Consider the following 22377-nt stretch of genomic DNA (forward strand, 5'->3'; position numbering starts at 1 on the left):
TGACAGCGGTCCGCCGGACCCGCCACGACGAGGTGCCGCCCATGGGGCATCCACCATGTGGACGGAATGTCTCGGGTCGCGGGAACCGGTGCACGGAGCGCGGTGAGGGCCGCGCGCCGGTGACCGCCGGCCGGGCGGGCTGCACACACATGCTGCCGCCGCCGCGCGCGGGGCGGTTGTGATGTCCGATCGCGTGGTCACCGCCGGCCGCGGAATGCCCCGCGGCCGGCGGTGACCGGTGCGTCACGGAGCGAGCGGCGAATCCGAGAGACGGGGCGACGGCGGTGCCGCGCCGTCCAGCGTCGCGGAGTGCAGTGCGGCGTGCTCGTCGCGGGAGACGACCGACCGGCCGCCGCGCACGCTGAGCCGGTGCCCCCGCGGGGTCGTCCAGCGCACCTCGGCGTGTTCTCCGTCGACGGCGGCCTCGGGACCCGGCGCGGTCTCCGCGCCCTGCCGCGCGCCGGCCGCCACGAGGGACAGGGTCCCGGCCGCGAAGGTGTCGCCGAGCTCCGCCCAGTCCAGCTCGGCCGGGGTGGCGCTCTCGAACAGCACCACCTCGATCCGCACCCCGTCGGCGCGCGGCACCAGCCGGAGCGTCGGCGTACGGCCACCGAACGCACCGCCGGCCAGCCTGAAGTCCAGCCGGGCCGTGCCCAGGTCGAGTTCGACGCCGCCGTCGAGGGCGCGCGGTTCCGTCACGGGCGGCGCGCCGATCGCGTCCACCACCAGGCGCAGCGACCGCGCCCGGAACCGGTCGCCCGGCTCGATCATGTCGAGGTGGTGGTGCCGGTCGCCCGCCGGGCAGGCGAATCCCGCCAGCCAGGCCACGTGCGGACCGCTCTGCACGGTCGAGAGCACGCCCGAGGCGAAGTCGAAGTCCTCCGCCCCGTCGTCCTTCATCAGATGGACGTGCAGATGCCCGGGCGTCCCGTCCGGGCGGACCCAGTGGCCGAACAGCGGACGCCGCTGCAGCCAGGTGTCCTGGTGGTTCACACTGCCCAGGGTGGTGACCGCGTCCAGCCAGGTGGTGCCCGTCTCCGGGGACGGGGTCCCGGTGAACAGCTCCCGGTGCTCGTGCTCGTCCGCCAGCTCCCGCAGCCGGGGCAGTACCCAGTCGGGCATCCGGTAGTCCACGCAGGACTCCACCCCGGTCGCCATCTCGCCCCGGACCGGGCTGGGCACCGGCGTGCCGAGCTCCCCGCGCACCGCCTTCGCCAGGAACGGCGGCACCCCCAGGTCATTGCTGTAGCAGCGGGCCATCGGGCCGGAGAGCTGACGGGTCGGCGGGTGCCAGCGGGCCAGGAAGTGCAGCCAGAGCCGGTCGTGCAGCCGGTCGTTGAGCTCCAGCACCTCCTCGTCGTCGACGTGCTCCCTGATCAGGGTCAGGGTCTGGAGCACGACGCCCCAGTAGGACGGGCTGTTGAACTCGGTGAAGCTGCCGGTGCTGTCGATGGCCCGGGTGAGCCGCACCATGCGGTCCTTGCCGTACGCGAAGAGCTCCTCGTCTTCGAGGAGTTTCCCGGCGGCGAGTGTCACGAAGGTGCCCATGACGGCGACGTTGGTGTACGTCAGATGTACATTCCTGCGGACGATCGAGGCGGCCGCGTGCCGCAGTGACTCCCGCAGCTCGTGGCGCACCTCGGCCGGCAGGGTGTCGCCGTGCCGGGCCTGCACCAGCAGCAGCGCGATGCCGAGGAAGTCCGCCCAGTTCCAGTCGGCCGGGACCATCTCCGCCGCCGGCTCCTCGGCGTAATAGCCCCAGATCCCGTAGGTGGCGTTCTCCGGCTGCCGGTCCTGGAGCCCGGCGATCCGCAGGATCACCGAGTGGGCGCGCTCGGCGTCGCCCTCGCCGCCCCGCTCCAGCAGCAGCAGGGCGTAGTGCAGGGAGTTGCGGGTGGGGTGGGCGGGGCCGCCCTTGATGTTGGTGTGGATGGGGTTGTACGGGGCTTCGACCTGCAGCAGGTTCGCCTCGGCGTCCCAGCAGCGATCGCCCTCGGCGAGGGCCGCTCGCAGCAGGGCGCGATCGTACTCGGCGGCCGACCAGGCAGGGTGCACGGGATGTCCTCCAGCTCGCGATCGTCGGGACGACGATCTTCGGGAAACGCTTGGGAAACGTTTTCCAGAGGCTAAGCCGACGTCTACGCTGCGGCAAGAGGCATACGGGGGGCTCCGGGCCAGAAGCCCGCACCAAACCCATTGACGCGGCGATATCGGGCGGTGCAAGGTGACCCCGGCTGGAAAACGCTTTCCAGCCGGTTTCCGGTCTGCCCCTGAATGGAGTCCCCGATGAGACCCTCCCTGCGCATCGCCCTGACGGGCGTCACCGCGGGTGCGCTCGTCTGCGTGCTTGCCTCGTGTTCCGGTTCCGGCAGTGACGCGGCGGGCGACGGCACGGTGACGATCACCGTCTCCGGGCGCCCGCCCGCCACCAACGCGGCCGCGCTCAAGACGTTCGACGCGCGGGTGGCGGAATTCGAGAAGGCCAACCCCAAGATCAAGATCAGGACGAACGAGTACCAGTACGACCAGCAGAGCTTCCAGACCAAGGTCGGCGGCGGCAGCCTGGAGACAATCGTACGGGTGCCGCTGACCGAGATGTCTGGCCTGATCAAGCGCAGGCAGGTCGCCGACCTGACCTCGGACTTCAAGAAGCTGAAGCACAGCGAGGACTTCAACGACGTCGCGCTCGGGCCCGTGAAGGGCGCGGACGACAAGCTCTACGGCATCCCCACCGAGGAGTACGCCCTCGGCCTGGTCTACAACCGGGACCTGTTCGAGAAGGCCGGTCTCGACCCGGACAAGCCGCCGACCAGCTGGTCCGAGGTTCGTACGGCGGCCAAGGCGATCTCCGAGAAGACCGACGCCACCGGCTACGCGCAGATGACCAAGGAGAACACCGGCGGCTGGATGCTCACCGCGATGGCGTACTCCTTCGGCGACAGCATGCAAGAGCAGTCCGGCGGCAAGTGGGCCAACACCTTCGACCGTTCCGGCAGCGGCGCGGAGAAGTCGCTGAAGGCGCTGAAGGACATGCGCTGGACCGACGACTCGATGGGCAAGAACCAGCTGCGCAACATCACCGACATGGAGAAGGACTTCTCCGCCGGGAAGATCGGCATGACGATCGCCGGCCCGAGCATGGTCGGCCACTACATCCAGCAGTACAAGGGCGACCCGAAGCTCATCGGCCTCGGCGCCATGCCCGTCGACGGCACCGGTAAGCGGACCCTGGCCGGCGGCACCATCGCGGTGATCAGCCCGAGGGCCACTGCGCAGGAGCGCGAGGCCGCGGCGAAGTTCATCGACTTCTACTACCTCTCCACCAAGTACGACGCCGGGCTGGCCGAGAAGGACGCGGCGGCCAAGAAGAAGGACGGCGCCGCCATCGGCGTGCCGACCGTGCCGTTCTACAAGCCGGCCATCGCCGATCCGGTCCAGGCCGCGGTCGACAAGCAGGCCAACGTGCCGGTCGGGAACTTCGCCCCGTACAGCGGCACGCTCGGCGACTACGAGCTGGCCATCGAGCCGCCCGTCGAGGCGCAGAACGTCTACAAGGCACTCGACAGCGCCGTGCAGGCCGTACTGACCCGCCGGGACGCCGACCCGGCGGAGCAGCTGAAGAAGGCCGCGGCACAGGTCAAGTCCCAGGTGGAGCGGGCGCAGAACTAGGGCCTCTCGTCTGGATCATGCCGGGCCCGTGTGCCCCGGTGCCGCGCCCGCCGCGTTGTCGTCGGTCGCCAGGGCTCCTTCCCCGAGCTCTCGGCTCCGCTCGAACAGGGGAGACCCCGTCGACCCCCTGCGCCGCCTTGCGACGCACGACACCGGACCCGCTCCCCGGTCCGGCCCGTTCCAAACGAAAGACCCCAGTGCCCCTCGCGGCACCAGCATCCCTTCCGGTAACGGAGCGTCCGGACATCACGCAGTGAGCACAGCACGAGGAGAGGCGAGGAGACGTCAATGAGCAGGTCACAAGCGCCTGCGGCGCCCGCCGGGAACCGCACTCAGAAGGACCGGACGAGGAAACAACGTTCCGCCGACCCCTCCGCGGACCTGCCGCGGACTTCCGACGGGCCGCCGCGCCCCGCCTCCCCGCACCGCGGCGGCCCTGCGGAACGCCTCGTCCGCTGGGTCAGGCAAGGAGGCGTCACCACCATCCTGTTCGGCCTTCCGATGGTGCTGTGTTTCGCCTATTTCTCGTGGTGGCCGATCGTCCAGAGCGTGCAGCTCAGTTTCCAGCAGACCAACCTGGTCGACCCCGCCACCTGGGTGGGGCTGGACAACTTCACACACGTACTGGACGACCCGCTGCTGTGGACGGCCGTCAAGAACACCGCGCTGTTCGCCGTGCTCGCGCTGGTGATCGGCTTTCCGGTGCCGCTCTTCCTCGCCGTGCTCATCTCCGAACTGCGGCGCGGCGGCACCCTGTTCCGCATCCTCGCCTACCTTCCGGTGGCGATCCCGCCGGTCGTGTCGGTCCTGCTGTGGAAGGTGTTCTACGACCCGGACGCCGGACTGTTCAACCAACTGCTGGCCCATGTGGGCCTCGGCCCGTACCCCTGGCTGCAGTCCACCGACACCGCCATGCTGTCGATCGTGCTGGAAGCGACCTGGGCCGGCTTCGGCTCCACGGTCATCATCTATCTGGCGGCGCTCGGCTCCGTACCGACCGAACTGTACGAGGCCGCCGAGATCGACGCCGCGGGCATCTGGCGCCGGGTCTGGCACATCACCCTGCCGTCGCTGCGCGGGGTCATCCTGATCATGCTGCTGCTCCAGATCATCGGCACCCTGCAGATCTTCACCGAGCCCTTCGTGATGACCGACGGCGGCCCGGAGGACTCCACCCTCACCATCCTGATGCTGATCTACAACTACGCCTTCCAGAACGGCGACTTCGGAGCCGCGACCGCGCTCAGCGTGATGCTGGCCCTCGTGCTCGGCGTGCTCTCGGCGATCTACCTGCGGGCGACGAGGAGCTGGAGCAACTGATGGCCGTACAGACCCCCCTTCGTACCCGCCGCGCCGGCCGCTCCGAGGAGAGCGCACGCGGACTCATCTCCGGCGCCGACCGGCGGCGGACCTCGGTACGCGTCTCGCTCCGCTCCGTGCAGACCCTCTCGCTCCTGCTGCTGCTCGCCTTCGGAGCGGCGCCCCTCTACTGGACGTTCAAGGGCGCCGTCTCACCGACCCAGGAGCTGCTGCGCGATCCGCTGGCGCTCTGGCCCGACCACGCGCAGTGGGACAACCTCTCCCGCGCCTGGAGCGAACTCCAGGTCGGCCAGTACCTCTGGAACACCGTGGTCCTGGTCAGCGGCTCGGTCGTCGCGCACCTCGTCGTCGCCACCACCGGCGGCTACGTACTGTCCGTGCTGCGCCCCAAGTGGGCGACGCCCGTGCGATGGCTGGTGCTCGCCACCCTGTTCATCCCCGGCTCCATCTCCCTGGTGGCTCTCTACCTCACCGTGCTCGACCTGCCGGGCCTCGGCATCTCCCTCGCCAACAGCCCCTGGGGCGTCTGGCTGCCGCACGCGGCCAGCGCCTTCACCGTGCTGATCGTGATGAAGTTCTTCGACGGCATCCCGCGTGAACTCTTCGAGGCCGCCAAGGTCGACGGGGCGGGTCCGTTCACCATCTTCCGCCGGATCGTGCTGCCCATGTCGAAGCCGATCCTCGCGGTGGTGACCCTGCTGACGGTCATGAACTCCTGGAAGGACTTCCTCTGGCCGCTGATCGTCATCCCGGACACCGAGAAGCAGCCCATCTCCGCCGCGCTGCCGCGTCTCGCGGAAACGGCGGAACAGTCGCTGCTCATCGCCGGGATGCTGCTCGCCATCCTGCCCCCGGTCGTGCTGTTCCTGATCTTCCAGCGGCAGATCGTCCGCGGCGGGGGAGGCTTCACCGGCCTCAAGGGATGAGGCACCACCCGGGTAACGGCGCGGACCCCCGTCCGCGCCGGCCGACGGCGGCAGCGGTGCGCGCCGACGGCACACGGGCCGGTGTGCTCCGCCGGGGTACAGCCGACGGAGCACACCTCCACCCGGGAACCACCGAAACGCACCGCGCCGATCCGATCGAGAGGTTGCCTCGATGGAACAGAACGGCACGATCCGGCCAGGTCCTCTGGTTCCGGCCAGAATAAGGGGTCGCTCCCGGCGGCCCGCCGCATGGGGCAGTGCCGCTGCCCTGCTCGGCTGTCTGCTGGTGGCGGCTCCGTTGCCCGGCACCGCCCCGGCCGCCCACGCGGCCGGTACCCTCACCGTCACCTCGCCCGACCTGATCTTCGTCAAGGGACAGGCGAAGATCACCCTGGGCTCCGACCAGACCTCGGTGGCCTGGAAGGCCATCGACGACCAGGGTCTGACCGTCGCGTCCGGCACCGCCCCGGTCACCGGTGGCTCGGCCACCGTCGACGTCACCAAGCTCGGCAGCGGCTACTACACGCTCACGGCGACCGCCGGCACCACCACCCGTACCGCCAACTTCGGTGTACTGACCGCGCTGACCGGCAAGGAACAGCAGGACACCCGCTTCGGCACGGGCATCCACTACGGATGGAACGACGGCGACGACCAGAAGCTGCTGCGCTCGGTCAAGCTGATGGGCATGCACGGCATCCGCTCCGACATCAACTGGGGCGCCATCGAGAAGACCCCCGGCAGCTACACCTGGAGCAACTACTCCACCGACCAGCACATCCCGTACGCCAAGTCGCAGGGGCTGACCGCCCTGCCCATCTCCGGCTACCGGAACACCAATTACGACGGCAACCGGACCCCGGCCTCCGCCGAAGCCCTTGAGGCGTACGGGAAATTCACGGCCGCCGCCGTGGAGAAGTACCAGCAGTCCTCGAAGGAAATCGAGATCTACAACGAGTACAACTCGACCGGCTTCAACAACGGCACCTGCGGCATCACCGCCGACTGCTACCTCAAACTGCTCCAGGCCAGCTACGGCAAGGTGCACGCCAAGGTCCCGGACGCCGTCGTCGTCGGCGGCGGCCTGGCCGGTCTCCAGACCGATTGGCTCAAGCGGCTGTACGCGATCGGCGGCCTGAAGTACATGAACGCGCTCAGCGTTCACCACTACGGCTACCCCGCCCCGCCCGAGACCGCGTTGGAGAAGCTGCCGCAGGTACGCGCCGATCTGGACGCGGCGGGCGGCAAGAACTTCCCGCTGTGGATCACCGAGAACGGCTACCCGACCCACAGCGACGGCGTCACCCCGGCCCAGCAGGCCGCGTACGTGCCGCGCGCCCAGATCTTCTCGTTCGCCTCGGGCGTCAACCGCTACTACTGGTACGACCTCACCAACGACGGCACCGACGCCACCAACAAGGAACACAACTTCGGCGCCTTCAAGCGGCCCACCGCGGAGGTCAAGGCCTGGCAGCCCAAGCCGTCCGTGGTCACCGAGGGCGTGCTGATCCGGCAGCTCGCGGGCCGCGCCTACGCCGGCCGCGACGACGCGGGTTCCGCCGACATCCGCTCGTACCGCTTCGGCACCGGAAACGACACGGTCCGGGCCCTGTACACCACGACCGCCACCCCGGGCACGGCCGAACTCTCGGCGAGCGGCCCGGTCACCGTCACCGACCAGCTGGGCCACGAGAAGACCTACCTCCCGGTCGGCGGCAAGGTGCAGCTCGGCATCGACGGCAAGGTGCTGTACGTCAAGGGCGCGGTGTCCGCGGTCAAGACCGTCGGCGGCCCGGTGTTCTCCCTCCGGCTGCCGCAGCACTCCAACACGGAGGAGACCGTCGACGCGGTGCTCCAGGTGGACGGCACCAAGGGCCGGACACTGCCGCTGCCCTACGACTTCCGGGTCGCCGGTGAGAAGTACCGGGTCACCGCGAAGCCCGGCAAGGTCGTCCGCCAGAACATCCAGCTGCCCACCTCGGCCCTCACCGGGCCGCGCACGGTCAGCGGCACCGTCGGACTCGGGCCGCTGAACCTCGCCCGCCTCACCTCGGACACCGAGGTGGTGCCGCCGACCGAGGTCACCTTCGACCCGGTGGTGAAGAAGGCGGCCCCGTTCGCCGCCGCGCTGAAGGTCACCGTCACCAACAACCGTGTCCGCGACCCGCTCGAACTCACCAAGCTGGACTGGCAGGTGAACTCGGGCGACACCTACCTGGACCGGGGCACCGTCGACGGACCGATCGAGGTCGGCGCCCGGTCCAGCGCCTCGTACACCGTGGACGCGCGCAACATCAAGCAGTGGAAGCGGTACTGGACCGCCGCCTACATCAACACCCCCGACGGCGCCAGGACCGCCGTGGGCACCTGGAACGGCTGGGGTGCCGTCCAGCCGTCCGGCACCGACACCACCACGCCCATCGATGTCATCGGCGACGGTTCGGTGAAGTACACGGGCGGCTACAACGGCGCGGCCGACCTGTCCGGCACCGTCCGGCCCCAGTACACCGACGCCGGACTCGTGCTCAAGGGCGCGATCACGGACAACGCACTGGCACAGCCCGCCACCACCGCCGAGAACATGTGGCAGGGCGACAGCATCCAGTTCGCCGTCACCCCCCAGGTGCCCGGCCGCAGCAAGCAGTACGTCGAGATCGGCGCCTCGCTCGTGGGCGGCAAGCCGCAGGTCTACACCTGGCGGGCGCCCTCCGGCCAGTCCGCCGGACCGACCCCCGGCGCCACCGCACAGATCACCCGTGACGGCACCACCACCCACTACACCGTGACCGTGCCGTGGGCCTCGCTCGGCCTCTCCGGCAAGCCCACCGCATCCATCGGGCTCGGCGTCGTCGTCAACGACAGCGACAACGACGGCCGGGTGCGCGGCTGGACGGAGTGGGGCGCCGCCATCGCCAACAACTCCAAGAGCGCCACCGGCCTGCGGGCCGTCCAGCTGACCGACTGATCCACCCCCGAAGAACGGGCGGGGCCGGGTGCACCTGACAGCACCCGGCCCCGCCGCTCCATGCCGTGACGCCGCACGGCAGACTGTTCCGGATCCCACCATGAGGAGACCAGCTCCATGGCCCTGTTCGACATGCCGCTGCCCGAACTCCGCGCCTACCGGCCGCAGATCGACGAACCGGAGGACTTCGACGCCTTCTGGTCGAAGACCCTCGCCGAGACCCGCGCCCACGACCCCGCCGTCTCCTTCGAGCCCGTCGAGACCGGGCTGACCGGCACCCGCACCTGGGACGTCACGTTCGCCGGCTTCGGCGGCCACCCGATCAAGGGCTGGTTCACCGCCCCCGCGGACGCCGAGGGCCCGCTCCCGCTCATGGTCCAGTTCCACGGCTACAACGGCGGCCGCAGCCTTCCGCACTGCTGGGGCCTGTGGCCGTCGGCCGGATTCGCCCACTTCATCATGGACGTGCGCGGCCAGGGCAGCGGCGGCAACGTCGGCGACACCCCCGACCCGGTCGGCTCCGGCCCCTCCCACGCGGGCTTCATGACCCGCGGCATCGAGGACCCGGACACCTACTACTACCGCCGGGTCTACGCCGACGCCGTACGCGCTGTCGAAGCGGCCCGGTCCCACCCGCTCGCCGACCCCGCCCGCACCGTCGCGTTCGGCGGCAGCCAGGGCGGCGGCATCAGCCTCGCGGTCGGCGGACTCGTTCCCGACCTGGCCGCCATCGCCGTCGACGTCCCGTTCCTCTGCCACTTCGGGCGGGCCGTCACACTCACCGACTCCAACCCGTACGCGGAGATAGCCCGCTACCTCAAGATGCACCGGGGCAAGGAGGAGACCGCCCTGCGCACCCTGTCGTACTTCGACGGCGTGTCCTTCGCCGCCCGGGGCACCGCCCCCGCGCTCTTCTCCGTCGCGCTGATGGACCAGGTCTGCCCGCCGTCCACGGTCTTCGCCGCACACAACGCCTACGCCGGCGAGAAGGAGATCGAGGTCTACCCGTTCAACGGCCACGAGGGCGGTGCCATGTTCCAGGAGGCCGCCCAGCTCCGCTGGGTGCCGAAGACGCTGACCGGCACGGTCTGAGCCCTGCCGCACCGCAGCCGGCGTGTTGTGGATCACGGACAGGGTGTGCACAGCACGTATATCGTCCGACGGGGCACGTCAATGCCCCATGACGGGCGAGGACAAGGGCGAACAGTGCGGCAGAAAGCCTATGCGCAGGCGATGCGTGTCATCGCGTGCGCGCTGATGGCGTGGCAGGTCTGGACGATGTGGTACATCGCCGGCCACGAGGCGATCGGTGTGAAATGGTCCTGCGACCTGGCCGGAGGCTGCGCCAGTGACCAGTTCGCGTCCGTGTCGGCGTTGCTCGGGATCGCCTTCGCGGTCTGCCTCGGTCTGCTCTGCGCCCGGTACCTGCACCGGGCGGCACCCGGCGCGATGATCACACTCTCCGCCGTCGCGGCACTGGCCGGCTGGTACGACGCGCTGGCGGAGGGCCAGGTCGAGCGGACCACCGTCACCAGCTTCCACGTGGTCCTGCCGCTGGGCGAATTCGCCGTCTCCCAATGGATCACCGTCCTGTGGTCCGTCGCCGGCGTGGGCTGTCTCGCCGCCTGGTGGGGCGCGGCGGTGAGCCTGCGCCGCACCGCGGGGCTGCGCAGGCTGTCCCGCCGCTACCGCACGGCCGACGCGGTACTGGAGGGCTGGCAGTCGGTGGGCCGCAAGTCCGGTGAGGTCACCGTGGTGTTCGACGACGAGGACGGGGTGCGCCACGAGGTCCCGGCCGTCGTGGACCGCGTCGCCCTCAGACGCGACGTCCTCGCCGTGTACGACGCCGACCGCCCCGGCGACCCCGCTCTCACCCGGGTCGCGATTCCCCACCGAAAGCTGCTGCGCCTCACATGAACCGATCCATGTCGTCCCTGCGCATGCTCTTCTCCTCGCTCAGGATGGTGGCCGTCCTCCTGATCGGGCTCTCCGTCGCCGCGCTGGTCCAGGGTGCCCTGGACGGCCCCCGCTGGCTGCTGCTGACCGGCGTCCCGGTGACGGCCCTGATCCTGACGATCCTCGGCGACATGGGCGATCCGCTGGCGACGGGCTCGGCGATGCAGCCGCGCTCCGGCGGGCCGCGCGCCTTCGCGCCCGCCGTGGTCAATGGGGTGAGGACCGTCGACAAGAGGACCGGCCGGCCGGTCCGCGACGGGCGGTCGGTGGACTCCGTGTTCGCCTTCGACCTGACCGTGATGCCCGAGGGGCTCCCCGCGTACCGGATGCGGGTCTGTCACCCCCTCGACCTCCAGGGGCTGCTGCACAAGTCCAGGGCCGTCGTCGAATACGACCCCGAGCAGCCCTGGCGGGTCGCCGTCGCCGCCGACCCGCCGCGCGAATGGCTGGCCCGGGCGAACACCGCCGCCCCGCCGGCCGTGGTCAAGGAGCCGGCCACCGGGATCCCGACCGGTCTCTGGACGCTGCTGATGGGCGTGGGTCTCGCGGCCGTGCTGCTGGTGCTGGTCCGGGTACTCGGCTGACCCCGCGCCGGGTTCAGCCGTTGCGCGGATACTTCTTGAGCACCTTGCCGTCGATGTCGGCCCGCAGATACGCGCCGCCGTACTCGTCCGAGACATAGACGCTGAGGGTCGGCCGGTAGCCGTCGAACGGGGAGGCCGGGTCGATGTCCACGTAGTGGGTGGTGGGCTCGGCGACACCGAGCTCCTTGTCCGCCCGGCGTATCAGCCCCGGCAGGGCGTCCCAGTCGATCTTCTCCAGGTCCACGGACCTGGCGTCCGACGGGAGCGTGCCGCCCGCGCGGTCACGGACGGCCTTGCCGTCCTGGTACGTGTAGACGTCGTACAGGGCCTTGTTCTTCGCCACCGGGGCCTCGACGCTCGCATGGACGTCGTACAGCGTGAACGACGTGACCTCGGTGGTGCCCATCACCGGCTTCAGCGCCGCGACGACGGACCGTGCTCCGGCAGGCGTCAGCAGGTTCTTCCGGTCCACCCGCGACGAGCCCTGCGCCCGGTCGGCCCCGTCGGGCGACGCGCCGCCGGGGGGCCGGCCCGAGGCGGACGACGGGGTGTCGGGAGTGACCGACACAGTGCCGCCCGGCTTCGTACCGGAAGCCTCCGTCTCCGCGTCGGGCAGCAGCGACCACACCAGCGCCCCGGTCAGGGCGGTCCCCACGAGAGCGGTGCCGGCCGTGAAGGCACGGCCCCGCCGGAGCCGGCGACGGATCTCCTGGCTGCCCAGCGTCGCGGGCGCCGGACGCGGGGGAGCGGTGCCCGCCCCGCTCACGGGCGCCGGGCGCCGGACGGGGGCGGTGGGCAGGACCGTGGTCGGACCGGGGCCGCCGAAGCCGGGCGGCACCGCGTCCTGCCGGGTGGGCGCCTGCGGACCGGGCGGCACGGCATCCTGCGGAGCCGCGGGGCGCGGCTGCGCGGCCCCGGCCGGCCCGCCCACCGGCGCGACGACCGCCGCCAGCATCCGGTCCAGTTCCTCGGGACCGGGCCGGACGGACGTGTCCCGGGTCAGCAGCGCGTTCAGCACCGGGGCCAGCGCACCGGCCCGCCGGGGCGGCGGGATCTCCTCGTCCAGCACGGCCGCCAGCGTCGCCAGTGTGGTGGCCTTGCGCAGCGGATGCCGGCCCTCCACGGCGACGTACATCATCATGCCGAGCGACCACAGGTCCGACGAGGGATCGCCCTCCTCGCCGCGGATGCGCTCGGGCGCCATGTAGTCGGGGGAGCCGATGATGGAACCGGTCGCCGTCAGACTGGTGGACTCGCGGATCGCCGCGATGCCGAAGTCGGTGAGCACCGGACTCCCGTCGGCCCGCAGCAGCACATTGGCGGGCTTGACGTCGCGGTGCAGGATCCCGGCGGCATGGGCGGCCCGCAGCGCGGACAGCACTCCCCGGCCCAGCTCCGCGGCCTCGACCGGGGAGAGCGTCCCCCCGGCCAGCCGCTCCGCGAGCGAGGCACCGGGCACCAGCTCCATCACGATCCACGGGTACGTCCCGTCACCGCCGTCCACGATGTGGTGGACCGTGACGACGCCCGGGTGGTCGAGCCGGGCCAGCGCACGGGCCTCGCGCAGCACCCGCTCACGCAGCAGCCTGGCCGACTCCGGATCGTTCTCGCTGAGCGCCGGGTCCGGAGGCCGCACCTCCTTGAGCGCCACATCACGGTGCAGCGCCAGGTCGTGGGCCCGCCACACCATGCCCATCCCGCCACTGCCGAGCCGGTTCACCAACTCGAAACGGTCGTCGATCACACGGCGCACAGGCCCCCCAGCGTTCATGGAAAAAGAGTACGGGGCGGGTTCGCGGCGGCGCGCACCCACCCCGTACGCCTCACACCCGGGCCTCTCGTCCGGATCGGGCCGGGCTCGCGTGGTCCGGCCCGATCCGGACGAAAGACCCTATTCGTTCGGTGTGAGCCTGAGCGTCACGATCTGGAAGGGCCGCAGTTCCAGCAGGACCGCGTCACCCTCCACCTCGGCCCGCTCGTCGGCGAGCGGACGCTCCAGCAGGTCCGTCACGCTCGCGCCGGCCAGCGCGAAGCCCGCCGTCAGCCGCGCCGAGACCCGCCCGCCGTGCGCCTCGTGCAGCCGGACCACCACGTCCCCGCTGCCGTCGTCGGCGAGCTTCACCGCCGTCACGACCACCGCGTCGTCGTCGACCGAGACCAGCGGAGCCACCTCGGCGCTCCCCGGAACCCGGCGCTCGGGCAGGCTGAAGGACCAGCCCTCACGGACCGCGTCACCGATCGTCGCGCCCGGCAGCAGCGCGTACCGCAGCCGGTGCACCCCCTGGTCGGTCGCCGGGTCGGGATAGCGGGGCGCCCTCAGCAGCGAGAGCCGCACCGTGGTCGTGGTCGACCCGTCCTCGCGGACCGTCCGGGTCACATCGTGCCCGTACGTCGAGTCGTTGATCAGCGCCGCACCCCAGCCCGGCTCGCCGACGTGCAGGAAACGATGGGCGCAGATCTCGAACTTGGCCGCCTCCCAACTGGTGTTGGTGTGCGTCGGCCGCTGCACGTGCCCGAACTGGGTCTCCGCGGTGGAGTGATCGGCGCGCACATCGATCGGGAACGCCGCCTTGAGGAACTTCTCCTGCTCGTGCCAGTCGACCTCGGTGTCGACGTCCAGGCGCCGGGCACCGGGCCGCAGCGTCAGCAGCTGGACGACCCGGGACGAACCGAAGCTGCGCACCACCTCCACGCCGTCACCGCTGCGGCGCACCACGTCCGCCTCGGTCAGATCCGTCACCGTGTTGCGGTAGAAGGCATCGACGTCCCACGCGTCCCAGCGGTTGGGCAGATCCGGGTGGACCTGGAGCAGATTCGCCGCGCCCCCCGGCGCGACGGTCTCGCGCCCGGCCACCAGGTCGACGACGGAGACCACCAGCCCCCGCGCGTCCACGGTCACCCGCAGGACCCCGTTGTCCAGCCGGAAGCCGCCGTCGTACTCCTCGACCTCCACCGGCCGTCCGGACTGCTCCGGCGCGGGCGCCGCGCCCCCCGCCACCACGCCCGCGCGGCCGTGCGGAGCGGAGTTGAACACCACCGTGCCGCCGCCCTCCGAGGCTCCGGCCAGCGCCCGCTGCGCCGCCCCGATCACCGCTTCCAGCTCCTCGGCGATCCGGGCGTACGTCGCCTCGGCCTCACGGTGCACCCAGGCGATCGACGAACCCGGCAGAATGTCGTGGAACTGGTGCAGCAGCACGCTCTTCCAGATCCGGTCCAACTCCTCCTGCGGATACGGGAATCCGGCCCGCACCGCGGCGGTCGCAGCCCACAGCTCGGCCTCCCGCAGCAGATGCTCGCTGCGCCGGTTGCCCTGCTTGGTCCGTGCCTGAGAGGTGTACGTACCGCGGTGCAGCTCCAGATACAGCTCGCCCAGCCACACCGGCGGCCGCTCGTACTCCGCCTCGGCGGCCGCGAAGAAGTCCGAAGGCTTCTCGATCGTCACCCGGGGGGAGCCCTCCAGGTCCGCGAGCCGCTCGGCACGGGCCAGCATCTCGCGGGTGGGGCCGCCACCGCCGTCGCCCCAGCCGAACGGCACCAGCGAACGGGTGGCGTGGCCCTTGTCCCGGAAGTTCTCCTCGGCGTGCGCGAGCTCCTCGCCGGACAGCTCGGCCACATAGGTGTCCACCGGCGGGAAGTGCGTGAACACCCGGGTGCCGTCCAGCCCCTCCCACAGGAAGGAGTGGTGCGGGAACGGGTTCGTCGTGTTCCAGGAGATCTTCTGGGTGAGGAACCAGCGCGAGCCGGAGAGCTTCACCAGCTGCGGCAGAGCCGCCGAGTAGCCGAACGAGTCGGGTAGCCACACCTCCTCGGTCTCGACCCCGAACTCCTCCAGGAAGAACCGCTTGCCGTAGACGAACTGCCGGGCCAGCGCCTCCGACCCGGGCATGTTGGTGTCCGACTCCACCCACATCCCGCCCACCGGCACGAACTGGCCGGTGGCGGCCTTCTCCTTCACCCGGGCGTACAGCGCGGGCTGGTGCTCCCGCAGCCAGTCCAGCTGCTGGGCCTGCGACATCGCGAAGACGAACTCCGGCCGGTCGTCCATCAGCGCCACCACGTTGGAGGTGGTGCGGGCCACCTTGCGCACCGTCTCCCGCAGCGGCCACAGCCAGGCCGAGTCGATGTGCGCGTGGCCCACCGCGGACAGCCGGTGCGCGGAGGCGTTCGCGGGGGAGTCGAGCACGTCCCGCAGCCGCTCCCGGGCTGCGGTCGCGCTCGCCCCCACGGCGTCCAGGTCCAGGGCGTCCAGGCAGCGTTCCACCGCGCGCAGGATCTCCCAGCGGCGCGCGGAGCCCAGCGGCAGCTGCCGCATCAGCTGGTCGAGCACCTCCAGGTCCTGGACCAGCTCCCATACCTGCCGGTCGAAGACCGCGAGGTCCATCCGCTCGACGCGGTACAGCGGCTCGCCGCCCGCGGTCTCCCGGTCGCCCAGCGGGCTGACCCCGTCCAGGATCTCCGGATTGGCGGCGGCCTCCAGGTAGTACGTGAACTCCTCGCCGCCCGCGACCGGTTCGCCGACCCGCAGCCAGGTGTTGCGCGGGTTGAGCGCCTTGACCACGCTGCCGTCCGGCCGGTGGGCCAGCGCCTCCGCGGAGAAGCCGGGCCGGTCCTTGGCGAAGCCGAGGTCGATCACCGTCTCGACGGTCTCACCGGCCCAGCCCTGCGGAACCCGGCCGGTCACCCGGAACCAGCTGGTGCCCCAGGCCGGCCCCCAGTCGTCACCGAGGGCGCCCGGCTTGTACGGGGCGGCCACCGCCTCGGTGAACGGCACCGGTTCGCCGGGGGCGTGCCAGACCTCGAACTCCAGGGGCTCGGTGCGGGGGTGGACGGCGGGGCGGATGCGCTCGCGCAGGGCGCGGTCGAGCCGTTCCTCGGTCAGTGTGCGGTCGTCATGCATGAGTGAAGGGCCCCTCTGGATGAAATGTGTGCGACGCGGAAGTGGTTCACGGGAGGTCGTCGAAGCCCACGCAGGGCAGTGACATCCCGTCGGCCGTGGCCAGGAGCTTCTCCAGCCGGGCCGGGGTCACGTGGTTGGCCTCATGGGCGTCGGCCACGCAGTGGGCGTAGAGCGTGGTCACGCCGCCGTGCTCGGCGCTCCGGCGCAGTGCCGCCTCGACACCGCCGAGATCGTCCCCGTACGCGACGCTCCCGCGCCCGGAGTCCACCGAGCACCCCGGCAGGACCCGCCGGGCGGCGACGTCAGCGGCCGGGACGTGGAGTTCGTCCGCGAGGCGGGGGTCGGCGCGACGGCCGGCCGGGACCCCGCCGCGCAGCCGGTCGAAGAGCGTGAGCAGCAGCCGGTCGGTGTCCTCGTCACGGGCACTGCACGGGTAGGCGAAGCTGCGGGCCGGAAAGCCGAGGCGGCGCAGCGCGTCGAGGGCGGGCACCACCTCCCGGTCGAGATAGGCGCCCGCGCCGTGCGCGGCGACGAACTCCGGGGCGCGCTCGTGCCGCAGTCCGTGGCAGCCGACGGTGTGGCCGTCGTCCGCGAGCCGGCGCAGCAGCCGTACCTCGTCCCGGTCCAGCCGGTCGGGCTCGCAGATGAAGAAGGTGACCCGTGCGCCGTACGACGTGAACAGCGGCGCGGCCGCGGCCCACTCGCGCACGTGCCGGTCGTCGAAGGTGAGCAGCAGGGCACGGTCCACGCCGCTGTCCGGGCGGTCGGTCATCGCCCGGACCCCTGCGGGGCCCAGCCGGGAACGGAGCCGTGCAGTGCCGTGTAGAACGGGTCGCCCGGCCCGATCTCACCGGCCAGGACCGGGCGGCCGGTGAGCGCGGCCTTGTACATCGAGGTGATCAGCTCCAGGGACCGGCGGCCGTCCCCGGCGCTCGCCCGGGGCCGCCGTCCCGCCCGCATGTCGGCCAGGAGCGAGCGGAGCTGGGCGCCGTGCGAGCTGGGGACGTCCTCGGCGGGGGAGGCCCAGCCGGCCGCCCGGCCGGGTTCGACACCCGGAGCCGGGGTGTAGGTCCAGTCGCCGTTGCCGTACCCGTACAGATGGTTCAGCTCGATGGTGGCGTCCCGCAGATCGATCCGCAGATGGCTCAGCTGGCGGGGCGAGAGCGCGCTGTTGACCACGGTGGCCAGCGCGCCCGAGGCGAAGCGCACGGTGGCGGTGGTGACGTCGTCGGTCTCGACGTCGCGGGCCAGCCTTCCCGCCATGGCCCGGATCTCCGCCCAGTCACCCAGCAGTTCGAGCAGCAGGTCGATCTGGTGGATGCCGAGCCCCATGGCGGGGCCGGCGCCCTCGGTCGCCCACTTCCCGCGCCAGGGGACCGCGTAGTAGGCGTCGTCGCGGTACCAGGTGGTCTGGCAGTGGGCCACCAGCGGCGCCCCCAGCTCCCCGGAGGTGATGAGCGCCTTGGCGTGCTCGGCCCCCGAGCCGAACCGGTGCTGGAAGACGATCGGGGCGTACGGTCCCCGCTCACCCTCGGCGGCGGTCATGGCGTCGTACTCCGCCAGGCTCAGCGCGGGCGGCTTCTCGCACCAGACCCAGGCCCCCGCGGTCAGGGCGGCGACGACCTGCTCCCGGTGGGCGACGGGCGGCGAGGCGATCACGACGAGATCGGGACGGACCTCGCCCAGCGAGGCGGCGAGATCGGTGGAGTGGTGGGGGAGCGCGAAGTCGTCGGCGAAGGAACGGGCGGTCGCGGGATCGGCGTCCACGGCGCCCACCACGGTGAAGTCCGAGGGAAGTCCGAGGAACGCGGGCATGTGGACGGCACGGGCGATGTTGCCCGCGCCGACGAGCAGTACACGGTAAGGAGTCACAGTCACAGAGGGCCGTCCAGGCTGAGGGCGTGAGCCACCGGGATTGGTAAGCGTTTTCCAGCAGGTCGGGAAAGTGCCCTTCCCGAGGGAAGGGCAGTGGGGGTCAGAGCGTGGCGTAGAGCGCCCCGGCACTGGTCACGGGCCCGGTGCGGAGCCGGTCCGGCCAGTCGAGGGCGAGACCGAGCGAAGAGCCCAGCCGGTCCTGGAAGGAGGCGAGCCGGTGCTCGCCCGCGCGGACCGCACGCGGCGGCAGCCGGTGCTCCAGGCAGTAGGAGACCAGTGCGCCGACGGCCTCACCGATGCTCCACTGGCCCGCGTGCCCGCCGAGCGCGGGGGCGCTGAGATGGGTGGCGCCGATGTTCCGCCCGGCCGGGAGCAGATTCTCCACCCGTTCCGGCAGCAGTGCGCCCAGCGGCAGCTGGAACGGCAGGCACTCCAGGTCCAGTCCGGCGCCGCCACCCGCGCCGGGGCGCAGGGTGATCCGGGAGCGCAGGGTGCCCACACTGTCCGTGAACGTCTCGGCGCCCGGCGCCCCGGCCCGGGCCTCGGCGGTCAGATGATGCTCCAGCAGGGTGAACTCGGCCCGGATGCGCCGGGATTCGCGTACGTGCGGGGCCTTGGCGAGCCCGTCCCCGGTGCCCGTGACATCGGGCCTGAGCCGCAGCTCTGGGTAGCCGTGACCGCCGTCGTGCCGGGGCGCGCGGGTCTGCATCCAGTGCAGGAACGACATGGCCTGCTCGCGCGCCTCCCGCTCGGCCCGGACCCGTACCTCGTCGTCGGCACCGGTCAGCGGGAGCCGGCTGTAGGCGGTCTGCTCCCAGTCGACCAGGGTGATGTCGCTGTCGAACGTGCCCGGCAGATAGCGGCTCCGGGCCAGCGCCCGCAGCTGGTGCCAGCGGTCGTTGGGCGGCGCGGCCCAGGGCGGAACCTCGTCCGGCTCGTGCAGGAACAGCGGCACGGAGCGGGCCGGTCCGCCGCCCGGCTCCGCGGTGTCCCAGGAGAAGGCCTCGGACCACCGGTCGTAGCCGGCCGGGCGGTCCACCGTGTGGTCCTCGCCCGGGCGGTGGTCCAGGGCGAAGACCCAGGAGACCGGCTGCTGGTCCAGCGGATCGGCGACGGCGGGCGCGTGCGGCTCGCCGGTCTCCTCGCGGGACTCGGCGCCGGTGACGTGCTCGACGCCCGCGAGGCCGAGCAGCTCGCCCAGGTCCGTGGCGTCGACGACGTACGGGGCACTGACCGTCACCGGCTCGCCGTCCGCCGCCACCAGGGTCACCGCGGTGACCCGGTCCCCGTCCGCCTGGGCGGCGACCGGGCGGTGGCCGAGCAGCAGGGTGAGCCTGCCGGAGGCGAGGTGCGGGGTGAGCAGCTCCTGGACGACGGCGAGTGCGGCGCGCGGCTCGTGGCTGAGATGGCCGGTGGTGCTGAGGCCGGGGTCGAGCAGCGGATCGGCGAACGGTTCGGGGCACAGCGGGTAGTTGCGCCGGTAGAAGTCGCGTATCCGCTCGCGCAGATCGCGGTAGCCGGGAGAGACGGGGTCCAGTTCGATGCGGTGGCCGTCGGCGAGCGGTACGGCCTGCGCGGTGAACAGGCCACCGGGCCAGTCGGTCGCCTCGGTGAGCACGACGCGGTGTCCGAACCTGGAGGCGGTCAGCGCGGCGGCGAGACCACCGAGACCGGCACCGACCACCAGGACATCGGTCCCGAGTTCGCGGGTACGGGGGGTGGGGGCGGCGAACACAGGAGTCTCCTCCCTCAGGGCCGGCGGGCGGCGACGGTACGGAGCCGGACCGGCACGGACTCGCGCGTCCTGATCCGGACGGGGAGCACGATCTGCTCGGCGCTGCGGTACGGGTCCTCGCCCGCCGTGCGCTCCGCGATCCGGGTGACCAGTTGCTCGACCGCCCGCAGACCGATCTCCCTGGCGGGCAGCCGGGCGGCGAAGCTGGTGAGCGGCAGCAGGTCGTAGGGTCCGGCGTCGTCCATCCCGGCCAGCACGATCTCGTCGGGCACGGCGATGCCGAGCGAGGCCAGATCGGCGGCGGCGGTGGCGACGGCGAAACCGTGGGCACACAGCAGGGCGGTCGGCGGCTCGGGCGAGCCGAGCAGGTCGGTCAGCAGCTGCTTGCGCTCGTCCTCGGACAGCGCCGTGTACGAGCGCAGTGCGGTCAACTGGGGGAGCAGCGGCTGGTCATGGGCGCGCAGCGCCTGCTTGTGCCCGGTCATCCGGTCGTGGACGCTGGTGCACTGCGTCTCGCCCCAGAGCGTCGCTATCCGCTCGTGGCCGTCGGCCAGCAGATGTTCGGTGAGCCGGTAGCCGACGTCGTAGTTGTCGGCGGTGACCGCGTCGACGGCGAGGCCGGGGAAATACCGGTCGACCAGCACCATGGGGATGCGCAGGCGCCTGATCTCGTCGAGGACATCGGGATCGGGCGTGCCCTGGACGGGGTAGAGGATGATGCCGTCGACCCGGTCCCCGACGGCCTGGCGCAACGCCTTGTCCTGGCGGTCCAGCGAGGCGTCGTGCGAGGCGTGCCCGGTCTCGGTCATGTGGACGGCGGAGTCGGAGAAGAACAGCCGCATCCCGCGCTCCGCACAGCCGGACTCGATCCCGCGCAGCACCTCCGACTGGTAGGGCCCCTGGCCGCTGATGATGCAGGCGATCACCCCGGACCGGTGTGCCGGTGAGTGCTCCGCGGCCGCCCGGTCACCGGCGTCGGCGACAAAGGTCCCCTGGCCGCGCCGCCGCACCAGCAGCCCCTCGGCGACAAGGTCGTTGAGAGCCCGGACGGCGGTGGTGGAGCTGACCTGGAAGCGCTCGCGAAGCTGGTTCTGAGTGATGAACGGAGCACCGGCCTCGTACTCGTCACGAGCCACCTCGGCCCGCAACTCGTCCTTGATGCGCTGGTACTTGGGCCCGGACGTACCCATCCAGCCACCACCCTCTCGAATTTGACGCGTCAATCAGCGTTGACCTCAGTGTGGTGGGGGTTAATGCATTATTTCAAGGGGGTTGCAGGGAAAGGATCGGCAACTTGGTGCATCAAGCCGGGAATCTGCCTCCTTGATGCGTCAACTCGCTGTTCCCGGTGGCCCCGTGGCCGGGAAGGAAGTCAGCCGGTCACCCGGGGCGGCGGAGCCGTACTGGCCCGCACCACCAGACGCGAAGGCACGGCGAGCGTGCGCGGCGAGGCCGTCGCGTCACCGAGGGCCAGCAGCAGCGCCCGGCGGCCGATCTCCTCCAGCGGCAGCCGTACGGTGGTCAGCGCGGGGGTGACGTCGCAGGCCACGGGCAGATCGTCGAAGCCGACGACGGAGACGTCGGAGGGAACGCTCCGGCCGAGGTCGTCACGGAGCGCGGCGAGCGCACCCAGCGCCATGGCGTCGTTGAGCGCGAACAGCGCGGTGATCCCCGGCGACCTGCGGAACAACCGCACCGCCGCGGCCCGCCCGCCCTCCCGGGTGAAGTCGGCCTCCACGCGGTGGTGCTCCTGCACGACGACACCCAGCTCGGCGGCCCGCTCCAGGAAGCCGAGCAGCCGTTCCTGTACGGAGACCAGTGCCAGCGGACCGCAGATGACGCCGATCTCCGTGTGCCCCAGCGCGGCGAGGTGCTCGGCGACCGCCCGGCCGCCCTCGCGGTTGCCCGGCACGATCGTGTCCACCGGCAGGTCCTGGTGCGCGACCGCGGTCACCCGGCCGCCCTGTGCCGTGAAGGCCTCCAGCTCCTGGGTGAGCGCTGCGTTCGCGCCGGTGAAACCCGATCCGGCGAGGACCACGGCGCGGGCCCGCTGCGCCCGCAGCCGGGCCACGTACTCCGCCTGGAGCCCGGGTTCGTGGAAGGTGCCCGCCAGCATCACCAGGAGCTTGTGGTCACGGGCGACCTCCATGACGCCGGCCGCGATGGCGGAGTAGTAGGCGTCGTTCACATCGTGCACGACCAGGCCGACGATGGACGTCGTGGACTGCACCAGCGCGCGGGCGGGCGCGTTGGACACGTAGCGGAGCCGGGCGGCCGCCTCCAGGACCCGCTCCTGGAGCTCCTGGGTCACGTTGCGGTCGCTGTCGCTGAGGACGCGCGAAGCCGTGGCGAGAGAGACCCCGGCGTCCTGCGCGACCTGCTGGAGCGTCACGGCGGACGACGGGCGGGGGCGGGCGGAACGGCGATTGACCTGGCTCTGCATGGGGCTA

General features: G+C 71.6%; 15 protein-coding genes. 7 read left to right on the forward strand and 8 right to left on the reverse strand.

From position 1 onward, the window contains the following. Positions 1–243: 243 nt before the first annotated feature. Positions 244–2055, reverse strand: coding sequence for a hypothetical protein (locus ACGF8B_RS31670; RefSeq protein ID WP_392745427.1), 1812 nt, complete (start codon positions 2053–2055; stop codon positions 244–246). A gap of 231 nt (positions 2056–2286) precedes the next feature. Between ACGF8B_RS31670 and ACGF8B_RS31675 the strand changes: the two genes are divergently transcribed. From ACGF8B_RS31675 to ACGF8B_RS31705, 7 genes are all read left to right on the forward strand, one after another. Then, positions 2287–3669: an extracellular solute-binding protein gene (locus ACGF8B_RS31675; RefSeq protein WP_392745429.1), complete on the forward strand. Its 1383-nt coding sequence runs from the start codon at positions 2287–2289 to the stop codon at positions 3667–3669. Between the two features lie 288 nt (positions 3670–3957). Then, a complete protein-coding gene (locus tag ACGF8B_RS31680; protein WP_392745430.1) occupies positions 3958–4989 on the forward strand; it encodes a carbohydrate ABC transporter permease in 1032 nt (343 codons plus the stop codon). Then, positions 4989–5915, forward strand: a complete 927-nt coding sequence (locus ACGF8B_RS31685) for a carbohydrate ABC transporter permease (protein ID WP_392745432.1) — start codon at positions 4989–4991, stop codon at positions 5913–5915. Before ACGF8B_RS31680 ends, ACGF8B_RS31685 begins: the two co-directional genes overlap by 1 nt. Before the next feature lie 286 nt (positions 5916–6201). Further along, positions 6202–8880 (forward strand): hypothetical protein, encoded by a 2679-nt coding sequence (locus ACGF8B_RS31690; RefSeq protein WP_392745434.1) that lies wholly within the window; start codon positions 6202–6204, stop codon positions 8878–8880. Between the two features lie 117 nt (positions 8881–8997). After that, positions 8998–9972: an acetylxylan esterase gene (locus ACGF8B_RS31695; protein WP_392745435.1), complete on the forward strand. Its 975-nt coding sequence runs from the start codon at positions 8998–9000 to the stop codon at positions 9970–9972. A gap of 141 nt (positions 9973–10113) precedes the next feature. Continuing rightward, entirely contained in the window at positions 10114–10797 is a 684-nt protein-coding gene (locus ACGF8B_RS31700; protein WP_392745436.1) for a hypothetical protein, read from the forward strand. Between the two features lie 8 nt (positions 10798–10805). Then, a complete protein-coding gene (locus tag ACGF8B_RS31705; protein WP_392745438.1) occupies positions 10806–11420 on the forward strand; it encodes a hypothetical protein in 615 nt (204 codons plus the stop codon). Positions 11421–11433: 13 nt separating this feature from the next. Here ACGF8B_RS31705 and ACGF8B_RS31710 read toward each other — a convergent pair whose 3' ends face one another. The 7 genes from ACGF8B_RS31710 to ACGF8B_RS31740 form a co-directional block, all read right to left on the reverse strand. Then, complete coding sequence (locus ACGF8B_RS31710) at positions 11434–13191, reverse strand: protein kinase (protein WP_392745439.1); 1758 nt, start codon at positions 13189–13191, stop codon at positions 11434–11436. 120 nt (positions 13192–13311) lie between these two features. Next, positions 13312–16317: an alpha-mannosidase gene (locus ACGF8B_RS31715; protein ID WP_392745440.1), complete on the reverse strand. Its 3006-nt coding sequence runs from the start codon at positions 16315–16317 to the stop codon at positions 13312–13314. Between the two features lie 46 nt (positions 16318–16363). Then, entirely contained in the window at positions 16364–17089 is a 726-nt protein-coding gene (locus tag ACGF8B_RS31720) for a polysaccharide deacetylase family protein (RefSeq protein ID WP_392745442.1), read from the reverse strand. After that, positions 17086–18189: a Gfo/Idh/MocA family protein gene (locus ACGF8B_RS31725; protein ID WP_392745444.1), complete on the reverse strand. Its 1104-nt coding sequence runs from the start codon at positions 18187–18189 to the stop codon at positions 17086–17088. Before ACGF8B_RS31725 ends, ACGF8B_RS31720 begins: the two co-directional genes overlap by 4 nt. A 103-nt stretch (positions 18190–18292) precedes the next feature. Further along, positions 18293–19927 (reverse strand): FAD-dependent oxidoreductase, encoded by a 1635-nt coding sequence (locus tag ACGF8B_RS31730; protein WP_392745446.1) that lies wholly within the window; start codon positions 19925–19927, stop codon positions 18293–18295. Positions 19928–19941: 14 nt separating this feature from the next. After that, positions 19942–21117, reverse strand: coding sequence for a GntR family transcriptional regulator (locus ACGF8B_RS31735; protein ID WP_392745447.1), 1176 nt, complete (start codon positions 21115–21117; stop codon positions 19942–19944). Between the two features lie 182 nt (positions 21118–21299). Beyond that, the gene (locus tag ACGF8B_RS31740) at positions 21300–22370 is read right to left on the reverse strand and encodes a LacI family DNA-binding transcriptional regulator (RefSeq protein WP_392745449.1); all 1071 of its coding nucleotides are present in this window, start codon (positions 22368–22370) and stop codon (positions 21300–21302) included. Between the last annotated feature and the right edge of the window lie 7 nt (positions 22371–22377).

The sequence above is a fragment of the Streptomyces sp. NPDC047917 genome (assembly GCF_043204345.1).
GTDB lineage: Bacteria > Actinomycetota > Actinomycetes > Streptomycetales > Streptomycetaceae > Streptomyces > Streptomyces sanglieri.

Coding starts and splice junctions, on each gene's coding strand:
- ACGF8B_RS31675 (WP_392745429.1), top strand. CDS start 2,287: ATGAGACCCTCCCTGCGCATCGCCCTGACGGGCGTCACCGCGGGTGCG.
- ACGF8B_RS31680 (WP_392745430.1), top strand. CDS start 3,958: ATGAGCAGGTCACAAGCGCCTGCGGCGCCCGCCGGGAACCGCACTCAG.
- ACGF8B_RS31685 (WP_392745432.1), top strand. CDS start 4,989: ATGGCCGTACAGACCCCCCTTCGTACCCGCCGCGCCGGCCGCTCCGAG.
- ACGF8B_RS31695 (WP_392745435.1), top strand. CDS start 8,998: ATGGCCCTGTTCGACATGCCGCTGCCCGAACTCCGCGCCTACCGGCCG.
- ACGF8B_RS31700 (WP_392745436.1), top strand. CDS start 10,114: ATGCGTGTCATCGCGTGCGCGCTGATGGCGTGGCAGGTCTGGACGATG.
- ACGF8B_RS31705 (WP_392745438.1), top strand. CDS start 10,806: ATGTCGTCCCTGCGCATGCTCTTCTCCTCGCTCAGGATGGTGGCCGTC.
- ACGF8B_RS31710 (WP_392745439.1), bottom strand. CDS start 13,191: ATGAACGCTGGGGGGCCTGTGCGCCGTGTGATCGACGACCGTTTCGAG.
- ACGF8B_RS31715 (WP_392745440.1), bottom strand. CDS start 16,317: ATGCATGACGACCGCACACTGACCGAGGAACGGCTCGACCGCGCCCTG.
- ACGF8B_RS31720 (WP_392745442.1), bottom strand. CDS start 17,089: ATGACCGACCGCCCGGACAGCGGCGTGGACCGTGCCCTGCTGCTCACC.
- ACGF8B_RS31735 (WP_392745447.1), bottom strand. CDS start 21,117: ATGGGTACGTCCGGGCCCAAGTACCAGCGCATCAAGGACGAGTTGCGG.
- ACGF8B_RS31740 (WP_392745449.1), bottom strand. CDS start 22,370: ATGCAGAGCCAGGTCAATCGCCGTTCCGCCCGCCCCCGCCCGTCGTCC.